A 25640-nucleotide genomic window follows, 5' to 3' on the forward strand; every position below is an offset into this window, starting at 1 on the left:
AGGTCTGGAGCAGGCTGGTGACATGACCCTCTCCCAGCAGGACACGCAGACCGCGCCGGTGGTGCGCCGCCGCACGGGCATGATCCTCACCACTGCGATCACGCCGATGGTGTGGGGCACCACCTACGTCGTGACCACCGAACTGCTCCCGCCGGGTCCCATGTTCGCCGGGCTGATGCGGGCCCTGCCCGCCGGCCTGCTGGCGATCCTCCTGTCGCGGACGCTGCCCCGCGGCTCCTGGTGGTGGCGCGCGTTCGTGCTGGGCACCCTGAACATCGGAATCTTCTTCCCGATGCTGTTCATCACCGCCGAGCGGCTTCCCGGGGGCGTGGCCGCGACGCTCGGGGCCACGCAACCGATCATCGTGGCCCTGCTCGCCGTGGTGGTCCTCTCGGAGCGGCTGTCCCTCGCCCGGTTGGGCTGGGGCGTCGTCGGGGTGCTGGGGGTGGGGCTGGTGGTGCTCGGCCCCGGCGCCGCAATGGACGGGGTCGGAGTGGCCGCGGGCCTGGTCGGCGCCGCGAGCATGGGTCTGGGCGTCACCCTGACCAAGCGATGGGGGCGGCCGGACGGTGTCGGCCCCATGGCATACGCCGGCTGGCAGCTCGCGGCCGGCGGCCTCGTCCTCCTGGTCCCGACGCTCCTCATCGAGGGCGTCCCGGGGGGCATCGACGCCCCGGCCGTCGCCGGCTACGCCTGGCTGGGCCTCGTCGGAGGGTTGCTCGCCTACACGCTCTGGTTCCGCGGCGTGCGTGCGCTCCCCGTGGCCCCGACGGCACTCCTGGGGCTGCTGTCACCACTCGTCGCGGCCGCCATCGGCGCGCTCGTGCTCGGCGAGACCTTCGCCCTCCCCCAGCTGCTGGGCTTCGCCCTGGCGCTGACCGCCTTGGTGGCGGGCCAGCTGGCGGGACGCCCGCGGCCCTGACGCCCGAGCCCGCAGCGTCAGCCGAGCGGCGTCGCCTCGTGGATCTCGTTGCAGAACACGCTCAGGCTCCGGTCCCCGTCGAGCGGCTCGACCGAGACCACGACCCCCGTGGCCACATCGAGGGACACCCGGTGGCCGGACGGGTATCCGGCCTCGGGCTCCCGGGCGCGGACCGCCGCCGGGTCGTCGAAGTCCATGGCCATGCTGACCTCGCCGAAGAGCAACGGACAGCACGAGCAGCGGGGCTAGTAGCCGTCGTCCCCCTGCAGGGGGCGGCACGTGGCGGTCCAGGTTGGACGTCCGAGGCGGATGCCGGGCTCGACGTCGGTGACCTCGACACCGTGCGCCAACTCCACCGGGTCGAGCATCGCCACCCAGCGATAGTTTTGCCACATCGGGTCGTCGTACTCGATCTCGGGTTCATCCGGCGGCTTCAGGACCAGTCCGTCGGACCGAAGCGAAGGAGCAACGGCCTGAGGTGTGACGGCGGCGAGGACCCTGGGCTGCGTCGGTTCCCCGGAGGCGTCCCAGCCGAACACGGCGCTGCGCGTGTGGGGCACCCCGGACTCGACGTGGCGCGCACCATCGACGACCACCTCGAGGGATCCCGGCCGGCGCAGCCACGCCTCCACCGGTGCCTCGCCGGGGACGGTGTGCGTGAAGTGCAGCATCCCGAATCGCCAGGGCGAGGACCGGGCCAGGGCCCGGAAGTCGTCGGGCGTTGGCGAGGCGGGCAGGGAGTCTTCGAACATGACCCCATCGTGCCGGACGCCCTGACAAGCCGTTGCTGAATCGTTACAGAAGAGGATTGCGCAGCCCTCGTAGATCGGTCTACATTTGTGCAACCGGGACCGATGGTCACGGCAGCCGGACCACGAGGAGGTGGGACAGTGACTGACACCAAGGCGACGATCGCAGACGTCGCACGCGCAGCAGGCGTCTCCCGTGCCGCCGTCTCAAAGGTCCTGAGAAGCGCCTACGGCGTCAGCGACGCGATGCGGACGAAGGTCCAGGCCGCGATCGACGAGCTGGGCTACCGCCCGAGGGTTGCTGCCAGGGCGATGCGAGGCTCCAGTTACATCCTCGGCATCGAGATCCCCAACACCGCGAACATGTTCCTCGACCGCGTGCTGCGCAGCCTGGCCTCCGCGTTGGTGGGAACCCCCTACCGCGTGATCATCGCTCCCGCCGGCGAGGACGAGAACAGCACGAAGGCCATCCAGGAGCTCGTCGACTACCAGGTGGACGGGATCCTCGCGATCGGCGCCAACGCCTCGCCCGACTGGCTGGAAGAACAAGGCAGGATGCGGCCTCTGGTCATGCTCGGCCGCCACGAACCCTCCTCCAGCTACGACACGATCGGCGACGACGACGTGCTGGGCACGCGACTGCTGATGGGGCACCTGCACGAGCTGGGCCACCGTCGCATCGCCCACCTGTCGATCACCACGGCCAACCACCCCCACATGTGGCACTCGTCGCATGCGGTTCGATCCCGGACCTACGACGCGATCATGCGGGAGTTCGGACTCGGCGAGCAAGCGCGAACCGTGCTCGTCACCCCCACGGAGGAGGCTGCCTACCAGCGGACCCTCGTGCTGCTGGAGGAGCCGAACCGCCCGACCGCCATCTTCGCCGGCCACGACGAACTCGCCCTGGGGGTCCTGCGGGCCGTCGTCGAGAAGGGCCTGTCCCCCGCCGACGTCTCCGTCGTGGGCTACGACGACAGCTCGATCGCCTCCCACCCGCTCGTCTCGCTGACCACCATCAGACAGTCCGCCGACGTGATCGGCAGCCTGGTGGCGCAGATGCTCCTCGAACGCATCGCCGGACGCACGGAAGCCGTCCACACGGTGCTCACGCCCGAACTGCGGGTCCGTCGCTCGACGGCGCCGCCGCTCCACTCCGGAACCTGAAGAACCCAACAATCGCCCACAGGGCACCCCACAGAAAGGCAACAACGAAGTGTCTATTCACAAGAAGGCGAGCTCGACCATCGCGGTCGGCCTCGTGGCAACCTTGGCCCTCACCGCCTGCTCGTCCGATGGACCCAGCGCCGAGAACGGCGACGCGACCGGGACAGTGAACCTCACGCTCCTCGTCGACGTCAGCGATCAGAGCATGAACATCGCGAACGCCGTCGTGGACGCATTCAACGAGTCGCAGGACGGTATCGAGATGGAGATCGAGAGCCGCCCCGGCGGCACCGACGGCGACAACCTCATCAAGACCCGCCTTGCGACGGGCGAGATGAACGACGTCTTCAACTACAACTCAGGCTCGCTCTTCGCTGCCCTGGACCCCGCCAACAACCTCGTCGCGTTGACCGACCAGCCGTTCATGGAGGGGATCGACGAGACCTTCAAGACCGCCACCAAGTCCGGCGATGACTTCTACGGCGTGCCGTTCGAGCAGGCGATGGGCGGCGGAATCCTCTACAACAAGAGCGTCTACGCAGACCTCGGGCTCGAGGTTCCCAAGACGTGGGACCAGTTCATGGACAACAACGCGAAGATCAAGGAAGCCGGGATCGACCCGGTCATCCAGACCTACGCCGACACGTGGACCTCACAGCTGTTCGTGCTGGCCGACTTCCACAACGTCTCCGCGACCCAGCCGGACTGGGCCGAGAAGTACACCGCCAACGAGGCCAAGTTCGCCGAGGAGCCCGCGCTGAAGGGCTTCGAGCGCCTCCAGGAAGTCTACGATGCTGGCTACCTGAACAAGGACTTCGCCTCCGCGACGCAGTCGCAGGGCATGCAGCAGCTCGTCGACGGCACGGGCGCGCACTACCCGATGCTAACCTTCGCGATCTCCTCCTACGTCGACCTGGCGGAAGACGCCGCAGAGAACATCGGGTTCTTCGCCCAGCCCGGCGACGACGAGGGCAACTACGGTCTCACTGCCTGGACCCCCGGCGGCTTCTACGTCCCCAAGAGCACCGAGGGGCAGCAACTCGACGCAGTCATGACCTTCCTCGAGTTCGCCGCCTCCCCCGCGGCCTGCGACGCGGTGAGCGACGCAACCACCCCCAACGGGCCGTACATGATCACCGAGTGCAAGCTCCCCGACGGTCTGCCTGCCGCCGTGGGCGACCTGCAGCAGTACTTCACCGACGGCAACGCGAGCCCGGCGCTCGAGTTCCTCTCCCCCATCAAGGGCCCGAACCTGGAAAAGATCGCTGTCGAGGTCGGTTCCGGGATCGCCACGGCCGCCGACGGCGCCGCCCGGTACGACGAGGACGTCAAGAAGCAGGCCCAGCAGCTCGGACTCGACGGCTGGTGATGCAAAGCCGGGGGTGGGGGGCCGCCCCCCACCCTCGGCCCGCACCCGCAGCACCTCGGTTAGGACCCTCATGAGCATTGACGCCTCCGCCAGTCCTCGTCCCGACAGGACCGAACCCGGACGGACCGGCAGCCACCTCCGCAAGCCCAAGGACCACGTGGGCAGCCGCTACCCGCTGTGGTTCTACGTCCCGGGCGGCCTGGTGTACCTGGTCTTCTTCATCATCCCCACCGCAGCCTCCTTCTACTTCGCGTTCACGCGCTGGACGCTGTTCGAGTCGGAGTTCATCGGCTTCGACAACTTCGTGACCTTCTTCAACGAGCCCGGCCTCATCGGCTCGCTGTGGAACACGCTGGTCTACGGCTTCGTCACCTCGGGCTCGAAGGTGGTCCTGGGAATGGCCCTGGCCGTCGTCCTGTCGCTCCCGGTGATCGCGCGGGGCTACCTACGATCAGTGACGTTCTTCCCCGTACTGCTGAGCACCGTGGGCGTCGGCCTCACGTTCCAGGTGCTGCTCGACCCCTTCAACGGCATCGTGAACAAGGCGTGGACCGCACTGTCCGGCATGGACGGCCCGGGATGGCTCACCAACCCGGACTTCGCCCTGCTGAGCGTGGCAGCCATCGACGTGTGGAAGGGCCTCGGCATCGCCACGCTCATCTACATCGCCGGCATCGCAGCCATCCCCAACGAGTACTTCGAGGCCGCCCGCGTCGACGGAGCCAGCGGCTGGCAGACGTTCCGCAGCATCATCCTGCCACTGTCCTTCCCCGCCACCTCAACCGTGATCCTGCTGTCACTGATCGGTGGTCTGCGGTCCTTCGACCTGATCTGGACCACCACCGGCGGCGGCCCGGGATTCTCCTCCGACGTCATCGCCTCGGTCATCTACAAGCAGTACCAGGCCGGCTTCTACGGGCTGTCGACGGCTGGCAACGTGATCCTCTTCATCGTCGTCACAGCGATCGTCTACCCCCTCAACCGCTGGCTCAACTCGAAGGAGACCGACCTGTGAACACCACACGAAAGTCCACGAGCTGGATCGTCGGCATCGTCGGGATCCTGGTCACCACCGTGGTGTTCCTGGTCCCGTTCGCCTTCGTCCTCACCCAGGCCTCGAAGTCCCCGCAGGAGGCGGCCCGCCTGGAGTTCACCTGGCCCGAGCAGTTCATGCTCTGGAGCAACGTGGTCCAGGTCTTCGAGACCCGCGACTTCATGCTGATCACCGCGTTCGTCAACTCGACGATCCTCACCGTGGCCAGCGTGTTCCTGATGGTCCTGTTCGGCTCGATGATCGCCTACGTCCTGTCCCGCCGCAAGAGCAGGATCAACGGGCTGATCAACGGCCTGGTGCTCGCGGGACTAATCGTCCCGCCGGCGGTCGTGCCGACGATCTGGCTGCTGCAGGGCCTCGGCCTGTTCAAGACTCTCCCCGGACTGGTCTTCATCGAGGTCGCCTTCGGGCTGTCGTTCACCGTTCTGATCATGCGCGCCTTCGTCCGGACCATCCCCCGGGAGATCGACGAGGCCGCCATCATCGACGGCGCCGGCCCCGTCCGCCTGTTCTTCCAGATGATCTTCCCGCTGCTGCGCTCGGTGATCGTGACCGTCGTCGTCGTCCAGTCCGTGACGGTCTTCAACGACTTCCAGAACCCGCTCTACTTCCTTCCGGGGGACGACAACGCCACGGTGCAGCTGACCCTGTTCAACTTCCGCAGCCAGTTCAGCACCGACTACAACCTCCTGTTCGCCAACATCCTGATCATCACCGTCCCCCTACTCGTCATGTACCTGGTCTTCCAGCGGCAGATCGTCTCTGGCATGACCTCCGGCGCCGTCAAGGGCTGACCGGACAGTTCTCCCCACAAGTCCACGAAAGGCACGATGCAGATGTCCACCGTCGTCACCCCGCCCCGTCTGGAGCACGGCGACAGCCAAGCCGGCAACGTGGCAAGCGCCCGGCCCCGACTGTCCTGGCGCACCACCACGGACCAGGACGGCTGGCACCAGCTGGCCGCCGAGATCTCCCTCACCGGCCCTGACGGCCACGGCCAGGTGGTCGCCGTCGACGGCGACGCCTCGGTGCTGGTCGACTGGCCCTTCGAGGACCTCAACCCTCGGCAGCGCGGCGAGGTGAGGGTGCGCGTGCGCGACGACGCCGGCTGGTCCGATTGGAGCGCGGCCACGTCCTTCACCGCGGCGTTCCTGGGCGAGGGCGAGTGGGCCGCGGAGTTCATCGGACTGCCGGAGCCACAGCACCAGGGGCACCCCTTCCTGGCCCGACTCGAGTTCGAGGTGCGCGACGGTCTGTCGCGTGCCACTTGGTACGCCACGGCCCACGGCACCTACCAGGCGAGCTTCAACGGGACCGACGTGGACGACCAGATCCTCAAGCCCGGCTGGACCCCCTACGAGTTCCGGCTCGTGCACGAGACCACCGACGTCACCTCCCTCCTGTCCCCCGGCAAGAACGCCGTCGCTCTGAGCGTGACCGGCGGTTGGTACACGGAGAACTTCGGCTTCCAGGGCCATGCGGGCCCCGTCTACGGCGAGCAGCCCACAGTCGCCGGCCAGCTCCTCCTCGAGTACGCCGACGGCAGCACTGAGTGGCTGGTCACGGGTGGACACTGGCGCGTTACGGGCGAGTCCCCTTGGGTCGCCGCAGGCATCTACCTCGGGGAGGACTACGACGCCCGCCTCGAGCAGCCCGGCTGGGACCGGGCCGGGTTCGACGACTCCGGGTGGGGCGACGCACAGCTGGGCAGCGCAGGCGTGCTGCCGGGTGCCAGGACGTCGCCGGAGGTCCGCGTGACCCAGCTGCTCGAGGTGGCCGAGGTGCTCACGTCGCCCTCGGGCAAGCTGGTGCTGGACTTCGGCCAGAACCTCGTGGGCCGGCTGCGGATCCGCGTGTCCGGGGAGGCGGGCAGCACCGTCACGCTCCGCCACGCCGAGGTGCTCGAGAACGGCGAGCTCGGGGTCCGGCCACTGCGGAGCGCCCGCGCCACGGACAACTTCACGCTCGCCGGCAGCGGCACCGAGGAGTACGCCCCCACCTTCACCTTCCACGGCTTCCGGTTCGCGGAGATCACCGGTTGGCCGGGCGAGTTCGACCCTGGCGCCGTCACCGCCGAGGTGATCCACTCCGACATGCGCCGCACCGGCTGGTTCGACTCCTCACACGAATTGCTGAACAGGCTGCACGAGAATGTCGTGTGGGGCATGCGGGGCAACTTCCTCTACCTGCCCACGGACTGCCCGCAGCGCGACGAGCGGATGGGCTGGACCGGAGACATCCAGATCTTCGGGCCGACGGCGTCGTTCCTCTACGACTGCGACGGCTTCCTCGCCTCCTGGCTCGAGGACGTCTGGCACGAGCAGCAGGCCGCCGGCGGGGGCGTCGCGTTCGTCGTCCCCGACGTCCTGCGCTCGGGCGACGTGCCCGCCGCCGCGTGGGGCGACGTGGCCACGGTCCTGCCCACTGTCCTGCACGAGCGGTTCGGCGACCTGGGTGTCGTCGAGCGCCAATACCCCTCGATGAAGGCTTGGACCGACCTGCTCCTCGGCCTCGCCGGGGACAGGTACCTCTGGGAGGGTGGCTTCCAGTTCGGTGACTGGGTGGACCCGGACTCGCCGCCTGAGAACCCCGCCAAGGCCAAGACTGATCCGGACATCGTGGCCAGCGCGTTCCTCTACCGCTCGACCGACCTCCTGTCACGCGCCGCGGAACTGCTCGGCGACCACGAGGACGCCGACCACTACTCGGCGCTCGCGGAGAAGGTCAGGCAGGCGTGGCTCGCTGAGTACACCACCCCCGCCGGCAGGATCGTCTCGGACGCGCAGACGGCCTACGCGCTGGCCATCGAGTTCGGGATAGCGGAGGGCGAGCTCGCCGCCGTCCTCGGTCGACGCCTGGCAGAGCTGGCGCGTCGGGACGGCTACCGGATCAGCACCGGCTTTGTCGGCACACCGTTGGTGAACGACGCGCTCACCCGGACCGGCCATGTCGAACCCGCGGCCCGGATGCTGCTGCAGACCGAGTGCCCGTCCTGGCTCTACTCGGTGGGCATGGGCGCCACGACCGTCTGGGAGCGCTGGGACTCCCTGCTGCCCGACGGGTCCATCAACCCCGGCGAGATGACGTCCTTCAACCACTACGCCCTTGGATCGGTCGCGGACTGGATGCACCGCGTCGTAGCCGGCCTGGCTCCCGCCGAGCCCGGGTACAAGAAGGTACGGATCGCGCCGACTCCCCTCCCGGGTCTCCACCACGCCAGGGCACGCCACGAGGGACCCTACGGGACCATCGAGGCCGGTTGGCGACGTGAGGGCTCGACCGTCACCGTCGAGGCCACGGTGCCGCCCAACTCGACCGCGGTGGTGGAGCTGCCGGACAGGGCACCGTTCGAGGTGGGCTCGGGAACGCACATCTGGCAGTTCGAGGCCCCCGGCACCGACTCCCCGGCGACACCCATCACCCTCCTCACGACCCTGGCGGACATCATCGACGACGCGGAGGCGCACGCCGAGCTGCTGGCGGCATGGGACCGGGTCGACCCCGTGCTCGGGGCCGACTTCCGGGCCCGGACGCGGTGGATCCAGAGCCAGACGCTCTCGGCCGCGTTCAGCATCGTCAGTCCCGTGGTTGCTGACAAGGTCATGGGGCAGCTGGAGGACTTCAACGCCTCCCGCGAGGCCTGAGGTCTCGACACGCCGCCTCGTTCCTCGGCGGCTACTCGACCAACGGAGATGCGAGGGTCACCACTCGACCAACGGAGATGCGAGGGTCGCTACTCGACCCGCGGAGATCCGTTGGTCGAGTAGCGCCGCGAGGAACGAGCGGCGCGTGTCGAGACCCCGGCCGGTCTCGTCACACCCGCGGGGGTTCGATCCTCGGCGGAGTGGCGGCAGGGGTATCCTCCAGCCGCCGCAGGGCCTCCTCGATGGCGCGGTCGAGCTGGACGTCGCCGTCGGACTCCCAGTCGGCCGGGCCGACGGGCACGACGATGTCGGGTTCGGTTCCGTGGTTCTCGAGCCCGTAGCCGAGTTTGTTGAAGGCGTGGGCGTAGCGCGGCTGCGTCACGTCGGTGCCGTCGACCAGGGTGAACCGGCCGTCGATGCCGACGACGCCACCCCAGCTGCGCTCACCGACGACGGGCCCGAGCTCGAGCTCCTGGGCCGCTGCGGTGACGATGTCGCCGTCGGAGCCCGCGTACGGGTTGGTGACGAACACCAGCGGGCCCCTCAGCGCCTGGCTCGGGTACGGCATGGCCTGGTCGTAGTGCCTGCCCCACGCCCAGCCGGTGACCTTGCGGGCGAGCCGCTCGATGACCAGTTCGGAGGTGTGTCCGCCGCCGTTGAAGCGGACGTCGGCGATCACGGCCTCGCACCGTACCGCCTCGCCGATCAGGCGGTGGAACTCGGCCCAGCCGTGTGCCGCCATGTCGGGCACGTGGACGTAGCCGATGCGACCCCCGGACTGCTCACGCACGTACCTGGTGCGGCTCGACACCCACTCGTGGTAGCGCAGGCTCGCCTCCGAGGCGACGGGAACCACGGCGACCCGGCGCTTCATCCGTCCACGGGCGAGGGTGAGCTCGACGACCTTCTCGGCCGAGCCCTGCAGGAGCACCCCGATGTCCGCCACCTCTGCGGTGGAGCGCCCGTCGACGGCGAGGATGACGTCACCCGGCTGGGCCGCGACACCGGCCGCGCGCAGTGGGGAGCGGGCAGACGGGTCCGAGGTCTCACCCTCCAGGATGCGTGCGATGACCACCTCGCCCTTGGCGTTGCGGGTGAACTCGGCGCCCAGCCAGCCGACCCGGCCTGACTCCTCGCCGTGATCGGGCGGGATCACGTACGCGTGGGACGTGTTCAGTTCGCCCACGGTCTCCCACAGGACGTCGACCAGGTCGTCGTGGCTGGCCAGCTGCTCGACCAGCGGCCGGTAGCCCGCCGCAATGGCGTCCCAGTCGTTGCCGTCCATGTCCTCGCGCCAGTAGTGGTCCCGCATCAGCCGCGCATTCTCGTCGAACATCTGGCGCCACTCGTCGCGGGGGTGGATCTCCCGGCGGAGGCGATGCAGGTCGACATTGATTCGGGAGTCGTCGTCCTCACCGGGCTTCGCCTCCGCGGCCTGCACCCAGATCTCGTCGCCGTTGCGGACGACGAGCTGCTTGCCGTCGCCACTGGCCCAGGCCGAGTCGCAGGCCTCGACGACGACGCTCAGCTTGCGCTTGCCCACGTCGTAGAACTCGATGGCATCCTTCGCCTCCTCACCGGGGATCCTGCCGGCTCCGAGCTCGCCTGTGTAGGCCGAGAGCCGGCGCCACAGGACGCCGTCCTTGCACGCCTGCAGGTCGACGTAGCGACCCGAGGGCACGGGGAGCGGAACCATGCGGCTCTCGGCGCCGTCGAGGGCGAACAACACCGTCTCGGGCTTGGACTCCTCCTCACCGTCCTTCTTCGGCTCGTCGTCCTCCTCGCTGATGTTCCAGCCGTCTGCCGACGGCCCGAAGGGGGCCGGGTCCTCAGCGCGCAGCGGGATGACGAAGGGACGGATGGTGTTGGTGAACGACAGGTCGAAGACCAGCTCGTCGTAGGTTGGGTCGATGGTCCGTGACGACAGGAAGTAGAGGTACTTGCCGTCCAGGCTGAACACGGGGCTGAAGTCGTTGAACTGGCCGCGCGTCAACGGGACGGACCGGTCATCGGTCAGGTCGTGGGCGACGAGGCGTCCCAGCATCCCCTCGTTGGCGATGGCCTCGCGCCACACCAAGTAGCGCCCGTCGGGCGAGAACACGAGCCCGGTGGCCTCACCCTCGGCGGAGCGGCCGATCCTCCTCACGGTGCCGCGGGCCACCTCGACGACGTTCACCGTGCCGTCGTGACTGGCGACGGCCACCTTGGTGCCGTCGGCACTGGGCGCAAGTGCCAGCACCCGCCCGAGCTTGCCCTGGGCGATGCGGCGGGGGTCGCCGTCGCCGTCGAGCTGCATCACCTCGAGGCAGTCCTCACCCTCGGCGTCGGTGACCCAGATGGCCTTGCCGGAGTCACCCAGGATCTGCGGCTCCCGGATGCGGACGCCGGGCAGCTCGCTGAGAGCGCGGGCGGGACCGCCGCGGTGCGTCAGGAACCAGGCCGAGCCGCGCCAGTCGAGCAGCGAGCCGTCCCCGCCGTGGTCGGGCACGATCGCCTCCAGCCTGTCTGTGGGCGACGGCGCGAAGGGTGCCGGGTCGGCCACGGCCACCTGCACGTCAATCCGCTTGGACTTCCCGTCGAGTCCCTTCATCCGGAACAGCTGGCCGCGTGCGTGGTAGACGACGGTGGTCCCGTCGGTCACGGCGTCGCGGACGTAGCCCTGCTCGAAGGTGTGGTGGGTGTGGCTGCGGAGGTCGCTGCCGTCCGGGTTCACGGACCAGACCTGGGCCTGCTCGCGCGGGTTGCCCGGCAGCGAGGCCCCGAGGTCGGAGGTGAACATGATGCGGTCGCCGAACCAGGACGGGGCGTTCAGGCTCGCCGTCTGCTCGGGCAGGAGGCGGGTCCACTTCTTGCGCTTGGCGTCGGACACCCACAGCCGCACCGCCATGCCGCCCCGGTAGCGCTTCCACATCTCAGGTCCTCGGAAGTTCGGGGACGAGACGACGACGCGGCCGTCCGGGTGCACGGCTGCGGCCATGGCGGGGCCCCATGGCATCCGCTCCAGGTCACCGTCCAACGACACCGAGTAGAGGCTGGTGATGGCGCGATTGCCGTCGGCATGGTCCGAGGCCAGCAGGACGTGCTCGTCGTCGAGCCAGCCGGAGACCTGCATGCGGCGGGCACCCACCCAGGTGAGGCGGCGACGGCCGCCGTCCAGGTCGACGACGTGGAGGTCCAGTCCGCCGCCGACGTCGTTCACGAACGCGACGCTGCCCCCCGAGGGCGAGAACCTTGGGCTCCTCGGCGGGTGACCGTCCGCCGTCAGTCGGTGTGCTCGTCCGCCATCGGTGGAGGCCAGCCAGACGTCGTCATCGGCGACGAAGGTGAGCAGGTTCCCCAGGACGTGCGGGTAGCGCAGGTAGCCAGAAGTCATGGGCACAAACCTACTCGTCCCGGGCAACGGTTTCGAGCCCGAGAATGTCTCAGGCGGACAGGTCCCTGCGGCGGGCCAGCTTGGCCCTCGGGACGAGTTCGGGGGCGCCTCCGCCGGTGACCGCGTCGCCGTTGATGACCACCTGTGCGATGTCCTCGTCGGAGGGGACGTCGAACATCACGTCGAGCAGCAGTTCCTCGAGGATGGCGCGCAGCCCTCGAGCACCGGTGCCCCGTTCCAGCGCGAGCTCCGCGATGGCCTCGATGGCCTCGTCGGTGAAGTCCAGACGGACGCCGTCGAGCTCGAAGAGCCGGGCGAACTGCTTGGTGAGCGCGTTGCGGGGCTCGACGAGGATGCGAACGAGCGCCTCCTTGTCCAGCGGCGAGACGCTGGAGATCATCGGCAACCGGCCGATGAACTCGGGGATGAGACCGAACTTGTGCAGGTCCTCCGGGCGCACCATGGACATCGGGTCCGTGGTGACGACCTGCTTCTCGGCGCTCTTGTTGAACCCGAGGGGACGCTTGCCGATGCGGGAGTCGATGATGTCCTCGAGACCGGAGAACGCACCACCGACGATGAACAAGACCTTGGTGGTGTCGATCTGGAGGAAGTCCTGGTGCGGGTGCTTGCGGCCGCCCTGCGGCGGCACGGAGGCGACGGTGCCCTCGAGGATCTTCAGCAGCGCCTGCTGCACGCCCTCGCCGGAGACGTCGCGCGTTATCGACGGGTTCTCGCTCTTGCGGGCCACCTTGTCGATCTCGTCGATGTAGATGATGCCGGTCTCGGCCTTCTTGATGTCGAAGTCCGCAGCCTGGATGAGCTTGAGCAGGATGTTCTCGACGTCCTCGCCGACGTAGCCGGCCTCCGTCAGGGCGGTGGCGTCCGCCATCGCGAAGGGGACGTTCAGCATCTTTGCGAGCGTCTGCGCGAGGTAGGTCTTGCCGCAGCCCGTGGGACCGATGAGGAGGATGTTGGACTTGCCCACCTCGACCGGCTCGCTGTCACCGCCGTGCCTGGCCGGCACCTGGGAGTCGGACTGGATCCGCTTGTAGTGGTTGTAGACGGCGACGGAGAGGGCCTTCTTGGCCGGCTCCTGACCGATGACGTAGGTGTCCAGGAAGTCACGGATCTCGCGGGGCTTGGGCAGTTCCTCCGCGATGCCGTGGTCCTCGTTCTCGGGGAACTCCTCCTCGATGATCTCGTTGCACAGGCCGATGCACTCGTCACAGATGTAGACGCCGGGCCCTGCGATCAGCTTCTTGACCTGCTTCTGGCTCTTGCCACAGAAATTGCACTTGAAAAGTTCGCTCGACTCCCCGATGCGTGCCATGCCCTCACCCCCTCGATGAGTCTGTCCGGATACCTACGGATACTGTTTTGCCGCCACCCTACCCGTCACCGGGCCAGCTGACGCGCGAACCGTCGGCGCGTCAGCCGACCCGAGGTAACGATTAGGACTCGGCGTTCTTCAGCGACGTCAGGATGTCGTCGACGATGCCGTACTCGACCGCCTCCTGGGCGGTGAGGTACTTGTCGCGTTCGATGTCCTTGCTGATCTTCTCGAGGCTCTGGCCGGTGTCGGTGGCCAGCATGTTCTCCATCAGCTCTCGGATGCGCATGATCTCACGGGCCTGGATCTCGAGGTCCGAGGACTGGCCGTAGCCGCCCTCGGTGGCCGGCTGGTGGATCAGGATCCGGGAGTTCGGCAGCGCGAGACGCTTGCCGGGCGTGCCGGCGGCCAGCAACAGGGCCGCGGCGGAAGCGGCCTGACCCAGGCAGACCGTCTGGATGTCCGGCTTGATGTAGCGCATGGTGTCGTAGATCGCCGTCAGCGCGGTGAACGAGCCACCGGGAGAGTTGATGTAGATGGAGATCTGGCGCTCGGCGTCCATCGACTGCAGGCAGAGCAGCTGGGCCATCACGGCGTTGGCGATGTCGTCGGAGATGGGCGATCCGAGGAAGATGATGCGGTCCTCGAACAACTTCGTGTAGGGGTCCACACGGCGCACGCCGTAGCTGGTGCGCTCCTCCCACTGGGGGATGTAGTAGTCCATGGAGGGTCCGGCCGGGGCCAGGCCACCGGGCATCATGGGCATGGTGTTGTTGTTCACTGGTTCGGAGCCTCCGAGTTGATCTGGGACGCACGCTCGTAGACGTGGTCGATGAAGCCGTACTCCTGCGCCTGCAGGGCGGTGAACCAGCGGTCACGGTCAGAGTCGGCCTCGATCTGCTCGACGGTCTGGCCGGTGTGCTGGGCGATGAGGCCCGCCATCGTCTTCTTGATGTGCAGGGACTGTTCGGCCTGGATCCGGATGTCCGACGCCGTACCACCGAGACCGCCCGAGGGCTGGTGCATCATGATGCGGCTGTGCGGGAGCGCGAACCGCTTCCCGGGGGTGCCGGCGGAGAGCAGGAACTGCCCCATGGAGGCTGCCAGGCCCATCGCCACGGTGGCCACGTCGTTGCTGATCCACTGCATGGTGTCGAAGATCGCCATGCCGGAGTCGACGGAGCCGCCGGGAGAGTTGATGTAGAGGTAGATGTCCTTGTTCGGGTCCTCCGCGTTCAGCAGCAGCATCTGCGCGCAGATCGCGTTGGCGTTCTCGTCACGTACCTCGGAGCCGAGGAAGATGATCCGGTTCGCCAACAGGGAGGAGTAGACATTGTCGTTAAGGCCGAAGGGGGACCCGGAGGGGCCAGCCATCGTCACTTCGTTGCTTCGCTTCTCGGTCACGTCACAAACTTACCGGGTAGTTCCGACAACCGAAGTGATCCCCGCGCTGTTCGCGCACCGAGGAACACTCAGGACCTGCCCGGCACCGGCTTCGCGGGGTCCTCGACCACCGCCACGGGCTCCGGTTCGGGCTCGGGTTCCGGTGGGTCCTCGCCCCCGAGCACCTGCCTGGGGTTCGAGGCGATCAGGGCGTTGACCCAGCGCAGCCTGGGGTCGTTGTCGATCAGCATCGCCTTGATCATGAGCGTGAACGGCAACGCGATCAGGGCGCCGAGCGCACCGAAGACAGCGGTCCACAGCAACAGCGACAGGAACGACACGATCGGGGTGATGCCGACCGACTCACCCGTGTACTTGGGCTGGATGATCGACTGGATGACGAAGTTCAGCACGCTGTAGGCGATCACGACGACAAGTGCGGTGACCGGCCCCTTCTCGAACAGGGCGAGGAGGGCGGGCGGCACCAGGCCGATGATGAACCCGACGTTGGGGATGTAGTTGGTGATGAAGCTGAGCATCACCCACACCAGCGGGAGCGGGATGCCCAGCACCAGCAGCACCACGCCGTCGAGGAGGGCGACGATCAACCCGAACACCGTGGTGACCAGCCAGTAGCGGCGGATGCCGAGCGCGAACGACTCCAGGGTGTCGGTGAACGCGGGGTGGAGGCGGTCGGTGATGGCGAACCGGGTGGTCATGGACGGCAGGTCCATGACCATGAACACCATGATGACCACCACCACGACGATCATCCCCGTGACACCGGAACCGGCGGAGGCGATGTTGCCGAGCAGCCCGAGGATGCTGGTCGGGCTGATGCTGCGGAGCTGCTCGAGGAGGGTTGCCTGGTCGAACCCGAGTCCGGCGAGGACGTCGATGCTCTGCTCGTACATCTCCTGGAACTCGGCCGAGTAGTCGCTGAGCTTGCGCACCATCGAGGTGACCGACCACACGATCATCCCCACCGCTGCCAGCAGGACGAGCAGCACGGTCCCACCGGTGGCCAACGCGCCGATCCAGCGCGGGACGCGGTGCCTGGTGAGCCAGGTGTGGATGGGATAGGCGGTGACCAGCAGGTTCACGCCGAGGAACAGCGGCGCGATGATGCCGCTGTACTCCCGCAGGAGCATGAGCGACAGCGCGACCGCCGCCAGCACGATCGCCACCTTGGCGAACTGGCTGAGCCTGGGCTCCTTGCGTCGCTCCCCCGGGCCGATCTCCCGCATGGGTACGTCGTCGGTCTGCTCGGCCACCGGCCGGCCGCCCTGGGGGTCCTGCGTCATTCGATCCTCCACGGTGAAGTGCCCGGCGGGGTCCCGGGCCGTGGCAAGTCTAGGGCCGACGCCGCCCGCAGGAATCGGGTGTCTCCCCCATCAGTCCCCCAGAAGCGACGACGCCGCCGGGAGTGATCCCGGCGGCGTCGTCAGTCCTCGGCGGACCCTGGGCTCACTCGCCCTCGGTCTTGGCCGCAGCCTTCTTCTTCGGGGCAGCCTTCTTCTTGGCGGCCTTGGGCTCCTCGGCGGCCTCCTCCACAGGGGCCTCCTCGGGCTCGTCGGCCGCGACGACGGACTCACCGGCGACGTCGGCGGCCGACTTCTCGGCCTGCTCGACGATCTGCTGGATCTGGTCCACCTCGTCGGAGGTGGGCTGGGGGAACTCGACGACGTTGCCCTCGGAGTCCTTGACGGTGGCAGCCAGGCACATGGCGGCGAGCGCCTTGCCGCGACGGATCTCCTGCATCCAGTCGCCCATGTGGTTGTGCTCCATCATGTGGTTGATCTCGTCCTGCGGCGTGGTGCGGTTCTCCTGCGCCTTGCGGAAGATCAGCTCCGTGAGCTCCTGCTGGGAGACGTCGAGCGAGTTGTCGTCGGCGTACTTGTCCAGCACGATCTGAGCGCGCACGGCCTGCTCGGAGCGCTCGTCGATGGCTGCCCAGAACTCCTCGGGAGTCTCGGCATCCTCCTCCTCGGCGGTCTCCAGGTAGTCCTCCACGCTCAGGCCGCCGTTGGCGAGCTGGCGCTCGATCTGCTGGCGACGGGCCTCGAGCTCGGCGGACAGGAGCTTCTCCGGCACCTCGAACTCGGTCTTCGCGATGATGGCCTCGAGGACCTTGTCGCGCGCGTCGGCGAGCTGCTCGGCCTCGCCCTGCTGCGCGACGGCCTTGCTCAGGTCCTCGCGCATCTCGGCGACGGTGTCGAACTCGGAGACGAGCTGGGCGAACTCGTCGTCCACCGCGGGCAGCTCCTGCTCCTGCACCTTGGTGACGGTGACCTCGATCTCGGCCTCCTGGCCGCGGAAGGCGCCGCCCACGAGGGTGGAGGTGAAGGTTTTGGTCTCGCCGGCGCTCAGGCCGATGACGGCCTCGTCGAGGCCCTCGAGCATGCCGTTGCCGTCACCGATCTTGTAGGTGACGTCCTCGGCGGTGGCGTCGGCCAGCGGCTCGCCATTCTGCGAGGCGACGAGGCTGATGGACAGCACGTCGCCGTCCTTGGCGGGGCGGTCCACGACAGTGTTGGTGGCGAAGCGCTGGCGCAGGAGCTCGATCCGCTCGTCGACGGCTTCCTCACCGGTCTCGACCTTCTCGACCGTGGCCTCCACGGAGGACAGCTCGGGGAGCTCGAACTCGGGGCGCACGTCGACCTCTGCGGTGAACTCGATGAGCTCGTTGTCCTCGAGCTTGGTGACGTCGACGTCGGGCTGGCCCATGGGCTTGATGTTCGACTCGACGACGGCGTTCTGGTAGGCGTCGGGGAGCGCCTCGTTGATGGCTTCCTGCAGGACGACACCACGGCCGAAGCGCTGGTCGATGACGGCAGCCGGCACCTTGCCCTTGCGGAAGCCCGGGATGGTGACCTGCTCTGCGATCTCCTTGTAGGCCTTGTCAAGGTGGGGCTTGAGGTCTGCGAACGGGATCTCGACGGTGAGCTTCACCCGAGTGGGGCTGAGCTGCTCTAGGGTGCTGGGCACGAAAGTTGTCTCCTGGTGAGTTGGCGGTTCCGCCCAATCCTAGCGACGCGGGCCCCTCGGGCAACAATCGCCGTGATCGGCCGGGCCGCCGCTGCGGCGCGGCGATTGGTCCCCGGCCGCCGGATACATATAGAATGGTGGGCGGTTCTGCGGATGTAGCTCAATGGTAGAGCCCTAGTCTTCCAAACTAGCCACGCGGGTTCGATTCCCGTCATCCGCTCCAGCAGTGCAGGGCCCCCGCCTAGTTGGCGGGGCCCTCGCGCTTTCCCGGCACGCAGTGATATGTTGCGCGTGAAACGATTCACCTCCCCGACGACGATGAGGACCCGATGGACGCCGCCGCCCTCCACGAACAACTGATCCGGCTCTCGAACCACTACGGCTCCCAGGTGGAGCACGCCCGCGCGGGCGGTGGCAACGCGTCGGTCAAGCACGACGGGGTGCTGCACATCAAGCCGTCGGGAACCACGCTCGCCGCGTTGCGCGACGAGGACCTGGTCCCACTGCGCATCGACGTGCTGCTGGAAGCACTCGCCTCCGACGCGCCGGTCGAGGGCGACCCTGTGATGGCGGCCGCGAGCGCCGCCCGGATCGGCGAACCCGGTGGGCGCCGGCCCAGCGTCGAGATCCTGTTCCACGCCCTCATGCCGGAGGCCTTGGTCCTGCACCTTCACCCCCTCGTGGCAAACGCGGTCACGTGCAACCGGCACGGCCGACGGTTGGCGGAGAAGCTGTTCGCCGACGACGTGGTCTGGGTCGACTACATCGATCCCGGCGTCCCCCTCGCCCGCGGCATCGCGGCCGCCCGACGGGAGCACGAGGAGCGCACTGGTCGACCCGCCCCCGCAATCACGTTGCTGGGCAACCACGGCATCATCGTCGCCGGCGACTCGTACGACGAGGTGGCCGAGCGCATCGACCACCTCACCCGCACCATCAGCGACGCCATCGAGGCCGCACCCACTTCCCGCTCGGCCCCTGCCGCGCTGACGGTGGACGTCGAGGCCGTCGCGAACGCCCTGCGCGAGGCCACCGGCGCCGAGGCGGTCGCCTCCGCCTCCGACGACTTCGTGCGCTCCAATGCCGTCCTGGGAGCCGGGCCCGTGTGCCACGGACCCCTGATCCCCGACCAGATCGTCTACGCCGGTTCCCTGCCCGCGCACCTGCCCGACGACGCCTCCGGCGTCGCCGCCACCGTCGAGCGTTTCCGCTCCGAGCACGGGCGCGCTCCCGTCACCTGCGTCGTGCCAGGCCAGGCGGTGTTCGCCGTCGGCGCCTCCCAGAAGGCGGCGCGCAACGCCCTGGACACCTTCCTGGACGCGCTCCGGGTGGCGCGCGACGCGGACCGCCTCGGCGAGGTGCGGGTCATGGACGAGCGGGAGCGCCACTTCATCGAGAACTGGGAGGCCGAGGCCTACCGCCAGTCGGTGGCCGCCGAGTCCTGATCAGCCGATCCTGCCGGCCGCACGCTCCCACTGGGCCGCGTCACCCGAGGGCAGGTACGTCCTGGGCTCCGACGACGCCCGCACCACGGCGCGCAGCTCCGGCAGCCCGCCCGCGAGGAGCCCGACGGCTCGGGCCTGCACCACGAGGTTGCCCAGCGCTGTGCCCTCGTCGGGCCCGGCCACGACCGGCAGCCCCGTCGCGTCGGCGGTGAGCTGGCACAGCAGCTGGTTGCGGACCCCACCACCCACGATGTGGACGACGCCGACCTCCCGGCCGCTGATGTCCGCCGCGCGCCGGATCGCACGCGCGTAGGCGATGGCCAGGGAGTCGAAGATGCAGCGCGCGAACTCGGCGGGGGTCTCGGGCTGCGGCTGCCCCGTCCGGCGGGCGGCCTCGGCGATCCGCGAGGGCATGTCACCGGGCGGGAAGAACGCCGCGTCGTCGACGTCGACGACCGTCCGCAGCCCCGGCACGGCGGCGGCTCGGGAAACCAACTCCGGCACGTCGACGTCCATGCGTCGCTCGCGCCAAGTCCGAACCGACTCGTTGAAGACCCACAGCCCCATCACGTTCTTGAGGAAGCGGACGGTGCCGTCCACCCCCAGCTCGTTGGTGAGATTGGCGGCCCGGGCGTCCTCGCCCAGGACGGGTTCCGGGAGCTCCAGCCCCACCAGGGACCACGTTCCGCAGGAGATGTAGGCGAAGTCCGGCCGCTCAGCCGGGATGGCGACGACGGCCGAGGCCGTGTCATGGGTGCCGACGGCGACCAGCGGCGTGGGCGCGCCGACCGCCGTCGTCAGACCGAGCCCCTCGGTGTTCACCGGTCCCACGACGTGGCCGGGCTCGACGAGCTCGGCGAGCAGCGGCGAGACGTCACGGCCGAAGCGCTGCGCCAGCGTCTCCAGCACCTCCGGGCGCCAGCGCCGGGTGCGCGGGTCGAGCATGCCTGTGGTGGAGGCGTTGGTCACCTCGGTGACACGGCGGCCGGTGAGCCAGTAGCCCAGCAGGTCCGGGACCAGCAGCAGCCCGGCGGCACGCGCCAGCCGCTCCGGAGCCTCGGCCACGAGTTGGAAGACCGTGTTGAACGGCTGGACCTGCAGGCCGTTGAGGGCGTACAGCTCGTCGGCAGGCAGTTCCGCGAAGAAGGCCTCCGGGGCACCCACGGTCCTGTCGCAGCGGTAGCTGGCCGGATTCCCGAGGAGCTCGCCGTCGGCGTCGAGGAGGCCGTAGTCGACGGCCCAGGTGTCGATCCCGACCGCTTCCAGGGGGCCGACGTCGTGGCTGGCCGTGCGCAGTCCCTCGGAGACCGACTGCCACAGCCGCAGCACGTCCCAGTGCCGCCGCTGGCCCTTGGGCGTCGGCACCTCGACGGGTCCGTTGGGGAAGCGGGCGGCCTCCCTGAGCTCGAGCCGACCCCCGGACAGGGTGCCGGTGATCACCCGACCGCTCGAGGCGCCCAGGTCAACAGCAGCGAATGTCGTCATCGACAGAGCCCTTTCGTGAAACGTTTCACGTATTCTAGCGCATGCGCCCTCACCGCCCGATGAGCGATCCGGGCGACCCGCACGTCAGAGCGCGGCGCGACCCGCGGTCGAGGCGCGCACCACGAGCCGGGGCTGGTGCACGACGTCGCGGTGTTCGTGGGCCTCCCCCTCGAGGATCTCGGCCTCCAGCAGCTGGAGAGCCTCCCGCCCGAGTTCCTCGGCCGGCTGCCGCACGGAGGTGATCGGCACGACCGCGCTCTCGCAGAAGTCGATGTCGTCGTAGCCGATGAGGGCGATGTCGCTCGGCACCTCCAGGCTGCGGCCCATCACGAGGGACTGCAGGACCCCAGTGGCGAGGAGGTCGTTCATCGCGAAGATGGCGTCGGGACGGTCCGGGCCGCTGAGCACCTGCTCCCCCAAGGCGCGACCCGCGAGGATGCTCATCTCGGGGGGCTCCACGTACTCGACCTCGACGCCGGCACCCTCCGCCGCACTCAGCGCGCCGGCGCGGCGACGGCCGATCTGGCGGTAGTGGCCGGGACCACCGAGGATGGTGATGCGCTTGCGACCCAGGTCCAGCAGGTGCTGCATGGCGAGTCGTCCGCCATGGAAGTCGTCGGCGGAGACCGTGCAGAAGTCTGGCTCCGGCTCGACCGAGTCGACGAGGACGACGCGGGTGCCGCGGGCGGCGACGGCGCGGTGCTGCGAGAGGTCGGCCGCTCCGGGCGTGACCAGGATCCCCCTGGCCCGTTGCTGCTCGAACTGGGACAGGTAGTACTGCTCCTTGCTCACGCGGCGGTGGCTGTTGGCCACGAACAGTCCCAGCCCTTGCTCCTCGGCGGCCTCCTCCGCGGCCAGCGCGATGCTGCCGTAGAACGGGTTGGAGGTGTCCACGACCACCAGCCCGACGGCGCGGCTGACCCCGGCCTTCAACTGGCGGGCAGCATTGTTGGGGACGTAGCCCAACTCCGAGATGGCGTCGAGCACCCGGCGCCGCTTGGCCTCGGAGACGGTGCTGGGCTTGTTGAGCACGTTGGACACCGTTCCCACGGAGACGCCTGCCTCCCGGGCGACGTCCTTGATCCCCGCTCCGCCTTCTCGAGCCACCCTGACACCTCCATCACCGCCACCGGGGCGGTTTCGACACGTTCGGCCTAATCCTCCCATAGCATGAATCGTTTCACGGAGATTCCGGGACGATTCGCGCAGAACTGCTGCGAGGTCGACCACGGAATGGCGACCGACGTGTCGCGGCCGATTGACTGGGACGCGGGTGTGTGGAAACATCAGGACTACTGAATCGTTTCATCCTCATTGTGGAGGGCAGATGTCCGAACTTCGTCGCTACTGCATGCACGCCCAGGTCGACCCCGCGCGTCTGGACGAGTACAGGCGTCGCCACGCCGCGGTGTGGCCCGAGATGCTTGAGGCCCTCGCGGAGTCGGGATGGCACAACTACTCCCTGTTCCTGCGCCCCGACGGCCTCCTGATCGCCTACGTCGAGAGCGAGGACCTTGCGGCAGCGCAGGCCGCCATGGCCGCCACCGAGGTCAACGCCCGTTGGCAGGCAGAGATGAGCGACTTCTTCGTCGGCCTCGACTCCACCCCCGACGTCGGCTTCCAGCCGATCGAGGAGGTCTTCAACCTCGAAACCCAGCTCGCGGCCGTCCCGGCCCGGAAGGAGAACTGAGCACCATGACCATCCCCCAGGAGACCCTGGACGTCCTCGCCCGCCAGCGGATCGAGGTGCCGAGCTGGGCCTACGGCAACTCGGGAACGCGGTTCAAGGTGTTCGGCACGCCCGGCACGCCCCGCACCGTGCAGGAGAAGCTGGCCGACGCCGCACAGGTGCACAAGTACACGGGCCTGGCCCCCGACGTCGCGCTCCACATCCCGTGGGACAAGGTGGACGACTACGCGGAACTGCGCCGCTTCGCGGAAGACCTGGGAGTCGGGCTGGGCACCATCAACTCCAACACCTTCCAGGACGACGTCTACAAGTTCGGGTCCCTGACGCACTCCGATCCAGCCATCCGCCAGAAGGCTGTCGACCACCACCTGGAGTGCATCGAGATCATGGGCGCCACCGGCTCCCGCGACCTCAAGATCTGGCTCGCCGACGGCAGCAACTACCCCGGCCAGGTGAGCATCCGTGCCCGCCAGGACTGGCTGCACGAGTCTCTGTCCAAGATCTACGCCCAGCTCGGCGCCGAGCAGCGCATGGTGCTGGAGTACAAGTTCTTCGAGCCGGCCTTCTACCACACCGACGTCCCGGACTGGGGCACCTCGTACGTGCAGGTGGCGGCACTCGGCGAGAAGGCGATGGTCTGCCTCGACACCGGTCACCACGCCCCGGGCACCAACATCGAGTTCATCGTCGCCCAGCTGCTGCGCCTCGGCAAGCTCGGCTCCTTCGACTTCAACTCCCGCTTCTACGCCGACGACGACCTGATCGTCGGCGCCGCGGACCCGTTCCAGCTGTTCCGGATCCTGTTCGAGGTGGTCGTCGGTGGCGGCCTCGACGAGGACTCGCCCGTCGCGTTCATGCTGGACCAGTGCCACAACGTCGAGGACAAGGTCCCCGGCCAGATCCGCTCCGTCCTGAACGTCCAGGAGATGACCGCCCGGGCGCTGCTCGTCGACCGCGACGAGCTGCGGACCGCGCAGGAGGGCGGCGACGTGCTGGGCGCCAACTCGATCCTCATGGATGCCTTCTACACCGACGTCCGCCCGGCGTTGGCCGAGTGGCGTGAGAGCCGGGGCCTGCCCGCCGACCCGATGCGCGCGTTCGCGGAGTCGGGCTACCTGGCCAGGATCGCCGAGGAGCGCGTCGGCGGCAGCCAGTCGAGCTGGGGCGCCTGAGCCGTTGCGCCCCGGGTCACTGCGAACAGTGGCCCGGGGCGCGAGGACGCCGCCGTCCCGAAGGGGTCAGTGAGTGCTGCGCAGCCAGGCCGTCGCCACTGAGGCGAGCGTCTCCGGGTCCGCCGAGACGTCGAACACCCGGCCGTGCTCCTCGCCCTCCAGCATCTCCAGGGTTGCCAGCTGCGAGTCCAGCAGGCTCGCGGGCATGAAGTGCCCGGGGCGCACCTGCATCCGCTCCCACAGCAGGTCGCGGCTGCCGTGCAGGTGCACGAAGACCGTCTCGGGTGCGCCGGCCCGGATGACGTCGCGGTAGCTGCGCTTCAGCGCGGAGCACCCGAGCACCAGCGTGCGGCCCTCGGCCCGGGCAAGTTCGAGGCGAGCGCCGACCTCCTGCAGCCACGGCCCACGGTCGTCGTCGTCAAGGGGGATCCCCCGGCTCATCTTCGCGATGTTCGCCGCCGGGTGGAGGGCGTCACCGTCCACGAAGTCACCACCGAGGTCGTTTGCGATCAACTCCCCCACGGTGGTCTTTCCGCTGCCGGAGACCCCCATCACGACGACGCGGTAACCCGCGGCCTCCGCCGCGGGTCCCGCACCATGGTTTCCGGTCACCAGTCGTGGACCGTTCCGTCGACGAGGCGGTTGTACGGCAGGTAGGCCTGCTGGTACGGGAACGCGTTCGCGGCCTCGACGTTGAACTCCACGCCCAGGCCGGGCGCCTCGCCCGGGTGCAGGTAGCCGTCGATGAAGGTCATCTGCTGCTCGAAGACCTGGTTGGTGGCGGCGGAGTGCTGCATGTACTCCTGGATGCCGTAGTTGTGGATGGACAGGCCGACGTGCAGCTGGGCGGCGAAGCCGATCGGCGAGATGTCGGTGGGGCCGTGGAACCCGGACTTGATCTGGTACTGCTCGGCGAAAGCCATGACCTTCTTCAGCGGCGAGATGCCGCCGAAGTGCGTGGAGGCGGCGCGCACGTAGTCGATGAGCTGCTCCTTGATCAACAGCTGGAAGTCCCAGATGGTGTTGAAGATCTCACCGATCGCCAGCGGCGTGGTGGTGTGCTGGCGCACCAGCCGCAGGCCCTCCTGGTTCTCGGCGGGGGTGCAGTCCTCGAGCCAGAACAAATCGTAGGGTTCGAGATCCTTGCCCAGCCTGGCCGCCTGGATCGGCGTCATGCGGTGGTGGCCGTCGTGCAGGAGGGGCAGCTCCGGGCCGAACTCGTTGCGCACGGCCTCGAAGACGGTCGGCAGGTGGCGAAGGTAGGCACGGGTGTCCCAGTCCTCCTCGGTCGGGAACGCCCCGCGGCCCGCGGGCTCGTAGTCGTAGCGCTCGCCGGAGGCCTGGGTCTGGGCGGCTACGCCATAGACGGCCTTGATCCCCGGGATGGCGGTCTGGACGCGGACCGACTTGTAGCCCTGCTCGAGGTGGGCGCGGATGGAGTCGAACAGGGACTCGATGTCCGTGCCGGAGGCGTGGCCGTAGGCGCGCAGCCCGCGGCGGGAGGCGCCGCCGAGCAGCTGGTAGACCGGCATGTTGGCGGCCTTGCCCTTGATGTCCCACAGCGCCATGTCGACCGACGCGATCGCGGCCATGGTGACGGGGCCGCGGCGCCAGTACGACGAGCGGTACAGGAACTGCCAGGTGTCCTCGATGTTGCTCGGGTCCTTGCCGATCAGCAGCTGGACGACGTGCTCCTTCAGGTAGGCGGCGACGGCGAGCTCGCGGCCGTTGAGGGTCGCGTCACCGATGCCCACGAGACCCTCGTCGGTCTCGATGCGCAGCGTCACGAAGTTGCGCGACGGGCTCGTCACGAACACTTCGGCCTTGGTGATCTTCATGTTGTGGTTCCTTACGGGTCTCGGCGCG

The 25640-nt window shown here is 68.6% G+C and carries 21 protein-coding genes and 1 tRNA gene; 10 read left to right on the forward strand and 12 right to left on the reverse strand.

Annotated elements, in window-relative coordinates; translation table 11 throughout:
* Positions 1-22 precede the first annotated feature (22 nt).
* The gene (locus FOJ82_RS16420; RefSeq protein ID WP_221932991.1) at positions 23-922 is read left to right on the forward strand and encodes an EamA family transporter; all 900 of its coding nucleotides are present in this window, start codon (positions 23-25) and stop codon (positions 920-922) included.
* A 17-nt stretch (positions 923-939) separates the two neighbouring features.
* Here the strand turns inward: FOJ82_RS16420 and FOJ82_RS01745 are convergent, their stop codons facing one another.
* Both FOJ82_RS01745 and FOJ82_RS01750 read right to left on the reverse strand, forming a co-directional pair.
* A complete protein-coding gene (locus FOJ82_RS01745; RefSeq protein WP_143936727.1) occupies positions 940-1125 on the reverse strand; it encodes a hypothetical protein in 186 nt (61 codons plus the stop codon).
* Positions 1126-1167: 42 nt separating this feature from the next.
* Entirely contained in the window at positions 1168-1674 is a 507-nt protein-coding gene (locus FOJ82_RS01750) for a hypothetical protein (protein ID WP_143936728.1), read from the reverse strand.
* 138 nt (positions 1675-1812) lie between these two features.
* On the opposite strand from FOJ82_RS01750, the gene FOJ82_RS01755 reads away from it, so the two are divergent.
* The 5 genes from FOJ82_RS01755 (at position 1813) to FOJ82_RS01775 (ending at position 8905) form a co-directional block, all read left to right on the forward strand.
* The gene (locus tag FOJ82_RS01755; RefSeq protein ID WP_221932992.1) at positions 1813-2838 is read left to right on the forward strand and encodes a LacI family DNA-binding transcriptional regulator; all 1026 of its coding nucleotides are present in this window, start codon (positions 1813-1815) and stop codon (positions 2836-2838) included.
* A gap of 49 nt (positions 2839-2887) precedes the next feature.
* Positions 2888-4207, forward strand: a complete 1320-nt coding sequence (locus FOJ82_RS01760) for an ABC transporter substrate-binding protein (RefSeq protein WP_246099696.1) — start codon at positions 2888-2890, stop codon at positions 4205-4207.
* A gap of 70 nt (positions 4208-4277) precedes the next feature.
* Complete coding sequence (locus FOJ82_RS01765; RefSeq protein WP_143936730.1) at positions 4278-5222, forward strand: carbohydrate ABC transporter permease; 945 nt, start codon at positions 4278-4280, stop codon at positions 5220-5222.
* The gene (locus FOJ82_RS01770) at positions 5219-6055 is read left to right on the forward strand and encodes a carbohydrate ABC transporter permease (RefSeq protein ID WP_143936731.1); all 837 of its coding nucleotides are present in this window, start codon (positions 5219-5221) and stop codon (positions 6053-6055) included. The genes FOJ82_RS01765 and FOJ82_RS01770 overlap by 4 nt, the downstream gene beginning before the upstream one ends.
* Before the next feature lie 42 nt (positions 6056-6097).
* On the forward strand, positions 6098-8905 hold the full coding sequence (locus FOJ82_RS01775; RefSeq protein WP_143936732.1) for a family 78 glycoside hydrolase catalytic domain: 2808 nt from the start codon (positions 6098-6100) through the stop codon (positions 8903-8905).
* A gap of 169 nt (positions 8906-9074) precedes the next feature.
* Here FOJ82_RS01775 and FOJ82_RS01780 read toward each other — a convergent pair whose 3' ends face one another.
* The 6 genes from FOJ82_RS01780 to tig all read right to left on the reverse strand — a co-directional run bounded on the left by FOJ82_RS01780 (position 9075) and on the right by tig (position 17982).
* Positions 9075-12278 (reverse strand): S41 family peptidase, encoded by a 3204-nt coding sequence (locus FOJ82_RS01780; protein ID WP_143936733.1) that lies wholly within the window; start codon positions 12276-12278, stop codon positions 9075-9077.
* 49 nt (positions 12279-12327) lie between these two features.
* A complete protein-coding gene (gene clpX / locus FOJ82_RS01785) occupies positions 12328-13611 on the reverse strand; it encodes an ATP-dependent Clp protease ATP-binding subunit ClpX (RefSeq protein ID WP_143936734.1) in 1284 nt (427 codons plus the stop codon).
* A 121-nt stretch (positions 13612-13732) separates the two neighbouring features.
* Entirely contained in the window at positions 13733-14377 is a 645-nt protein-coding gene (locus FOJ82_RS01790; protein WP_143937374.1) for an ATP-dependent Clp protease proteolytic subunit, read from the reverse strand.
* A gap of 11 nt (positions 14378-14388) precedes the next feature.
* Entirely contained in the window at positions 14389-14985 is a 597-nt protein-coding gene (locus tag FOJ82_RS01795) for an ATP-dependent Clp protease proteolytic subunit (RefSeq protein WP_143937375.1), read from the reverse strand.
* A 98-nt stretch (positions 14986-15083) separates the two neighbouring features.
* The gene (locus FOJ82_RS01800; protein WP_246099698.1) at positions 15084-16298 is read right to left on the reverse strand and encodes an AI-2E family transporter; all 1215 of its coding nucleotides are present in this window, start codon (positions 16296-16298) and stop codon (positions 15084-15086) included.
* A gap of 163 nt (positions 16299-16461) precedes the next feature.
* Entirely contained in the window at positions 16462-17982 is a 1521-nt protein-coding gene (gene tig / locus FOJ82_RS01805; protein ID WP_143936735.1) for a trigger factor, read from the reverse strand.
* A gap of 149 nt (positions 17983-18131) precedes the next feature.
* Here tig and FOJ82_RS01810 point away from each other — a divergent pair.
* Together FOJ82_RS01810 and FOJ82_RS01815 are read left to right on the forward strand one after the other, a co-directional pair.
* Positions 18132-18205: transfer RNA gene (locus FOJ82_RS01810), tRNA-Gly, on the forward strand.
* A gap of 106 nt (positions 18206-18311) precedes the next feature.
* Positions 18312-19427 (forward strand): class II aldolase/adducin family protein, encoded by a 1116-nt coding sequence (locus FOJ82_RS01815; RefSeq protein ID WP_143936736.1) that lies wholly within the window; start codon positions 18312-18314, stop codon positions 19425-19427.
* Here FOJ82_RS01815 and FOJ82_RS01820 read toward each other — a convergent pair whose 3' ends face one another.
* Positions 19428-20912 carry a rhamnulokinase gene (locus FOJ82_RS01820; protein ID WP_143936737.1) on the reverse strand — a complete coding sequence of 495 codons (1485 nt, stop codon included), beginning with the start codon at positions 20910-20912 and terminating at the stop codon, positions 19428-19430.
* A gap of 84 nt (positions 20913-20996) precedes the next feature.
* On the reverse strand, positions 20997-22019 hold the full coding sequence (locus tag FOJ82_RS01825; protein WP_246099700.1) for a LacI family DNA-binding transcriptional regulator: 1023 nt from the start codon (positions 22017-22019) through the stop codon (positions 20997-20999).
* A gap of 220 nt (positions 22020-22239) precedes the next feature.
* Here FOJ82_RS01825 and FOJ82_RS01830 point away from each other — a divergent pair, with 220 nt between their 5' ends.
* Together FOJ82_RS01830 and rhaI are read left to right on the forward strand one after the other, a co-directional pair.
* Positions 22240-22602: an L-rhamnose mutarotase gene (locus tag FOJ82_RS01830; RefSeq protein ID WP_143936739.1), complete on the forward strand. Its 363-nt coding sequence runs from the start codon at positions 22240-22242 to the stop codon at positions 22600-22602.
* Positions 22603-22607: 5 nt separating this feature from the next.
* Positions 22608-23774, forward strand: coding sequence for an L-rhamnose isomerase (gene rhaI, locus FOJ82_RS01835; RefSeq protein ID WP_143936740.1), 1167 nt, complete (start codon positions 22608-22610; stop codon positions 23772-23774).
* Between the two features lie 66 nt (positions 23775-23840).
* Here the strand turns inward: rhaI and FOJ82_RS01840 are convergent, their stop codons facing one another.
* Together FOJ82_RS01840 and manD are read right to left on the reverse strand one after the other, a co-directional pair.
* A complete protein-coding gene (locus FOJ82_RS01840) occupies positions 23841-24386 on the reverse strand; it encodes a gluconokinase (RefSeq protein WP_246099701.1) in 546 nt (181 codons plus the stop codon).
* Positions 24383-25612, reverse strand: coding sequence for a D-mannonate dehydratase ManD (gene manD / locus FOJ82_RS01845; protein WP_143936741.1), 1230 nt, complete (start codon positions 25610-25612; stop codon positions 24383-24385). The genes FOJ82_RS01840 and manD overlap by 4 nt, the downstream gene beginning before the upstream one ends.
* Between the last annotated feature and the right edge of the window lie 28 nt (positions 25613-25640).

This window comes from Tessaracoccus rhinocerotis (assembly GCF_007197885.1).
GTDB classification, from domain to species: Bacteria; Actinomycetota; Actinomycetes; order Propionibacteriales; family Propionibacteriaceae; genus Arachnia; species Arachnia rhinocerotis.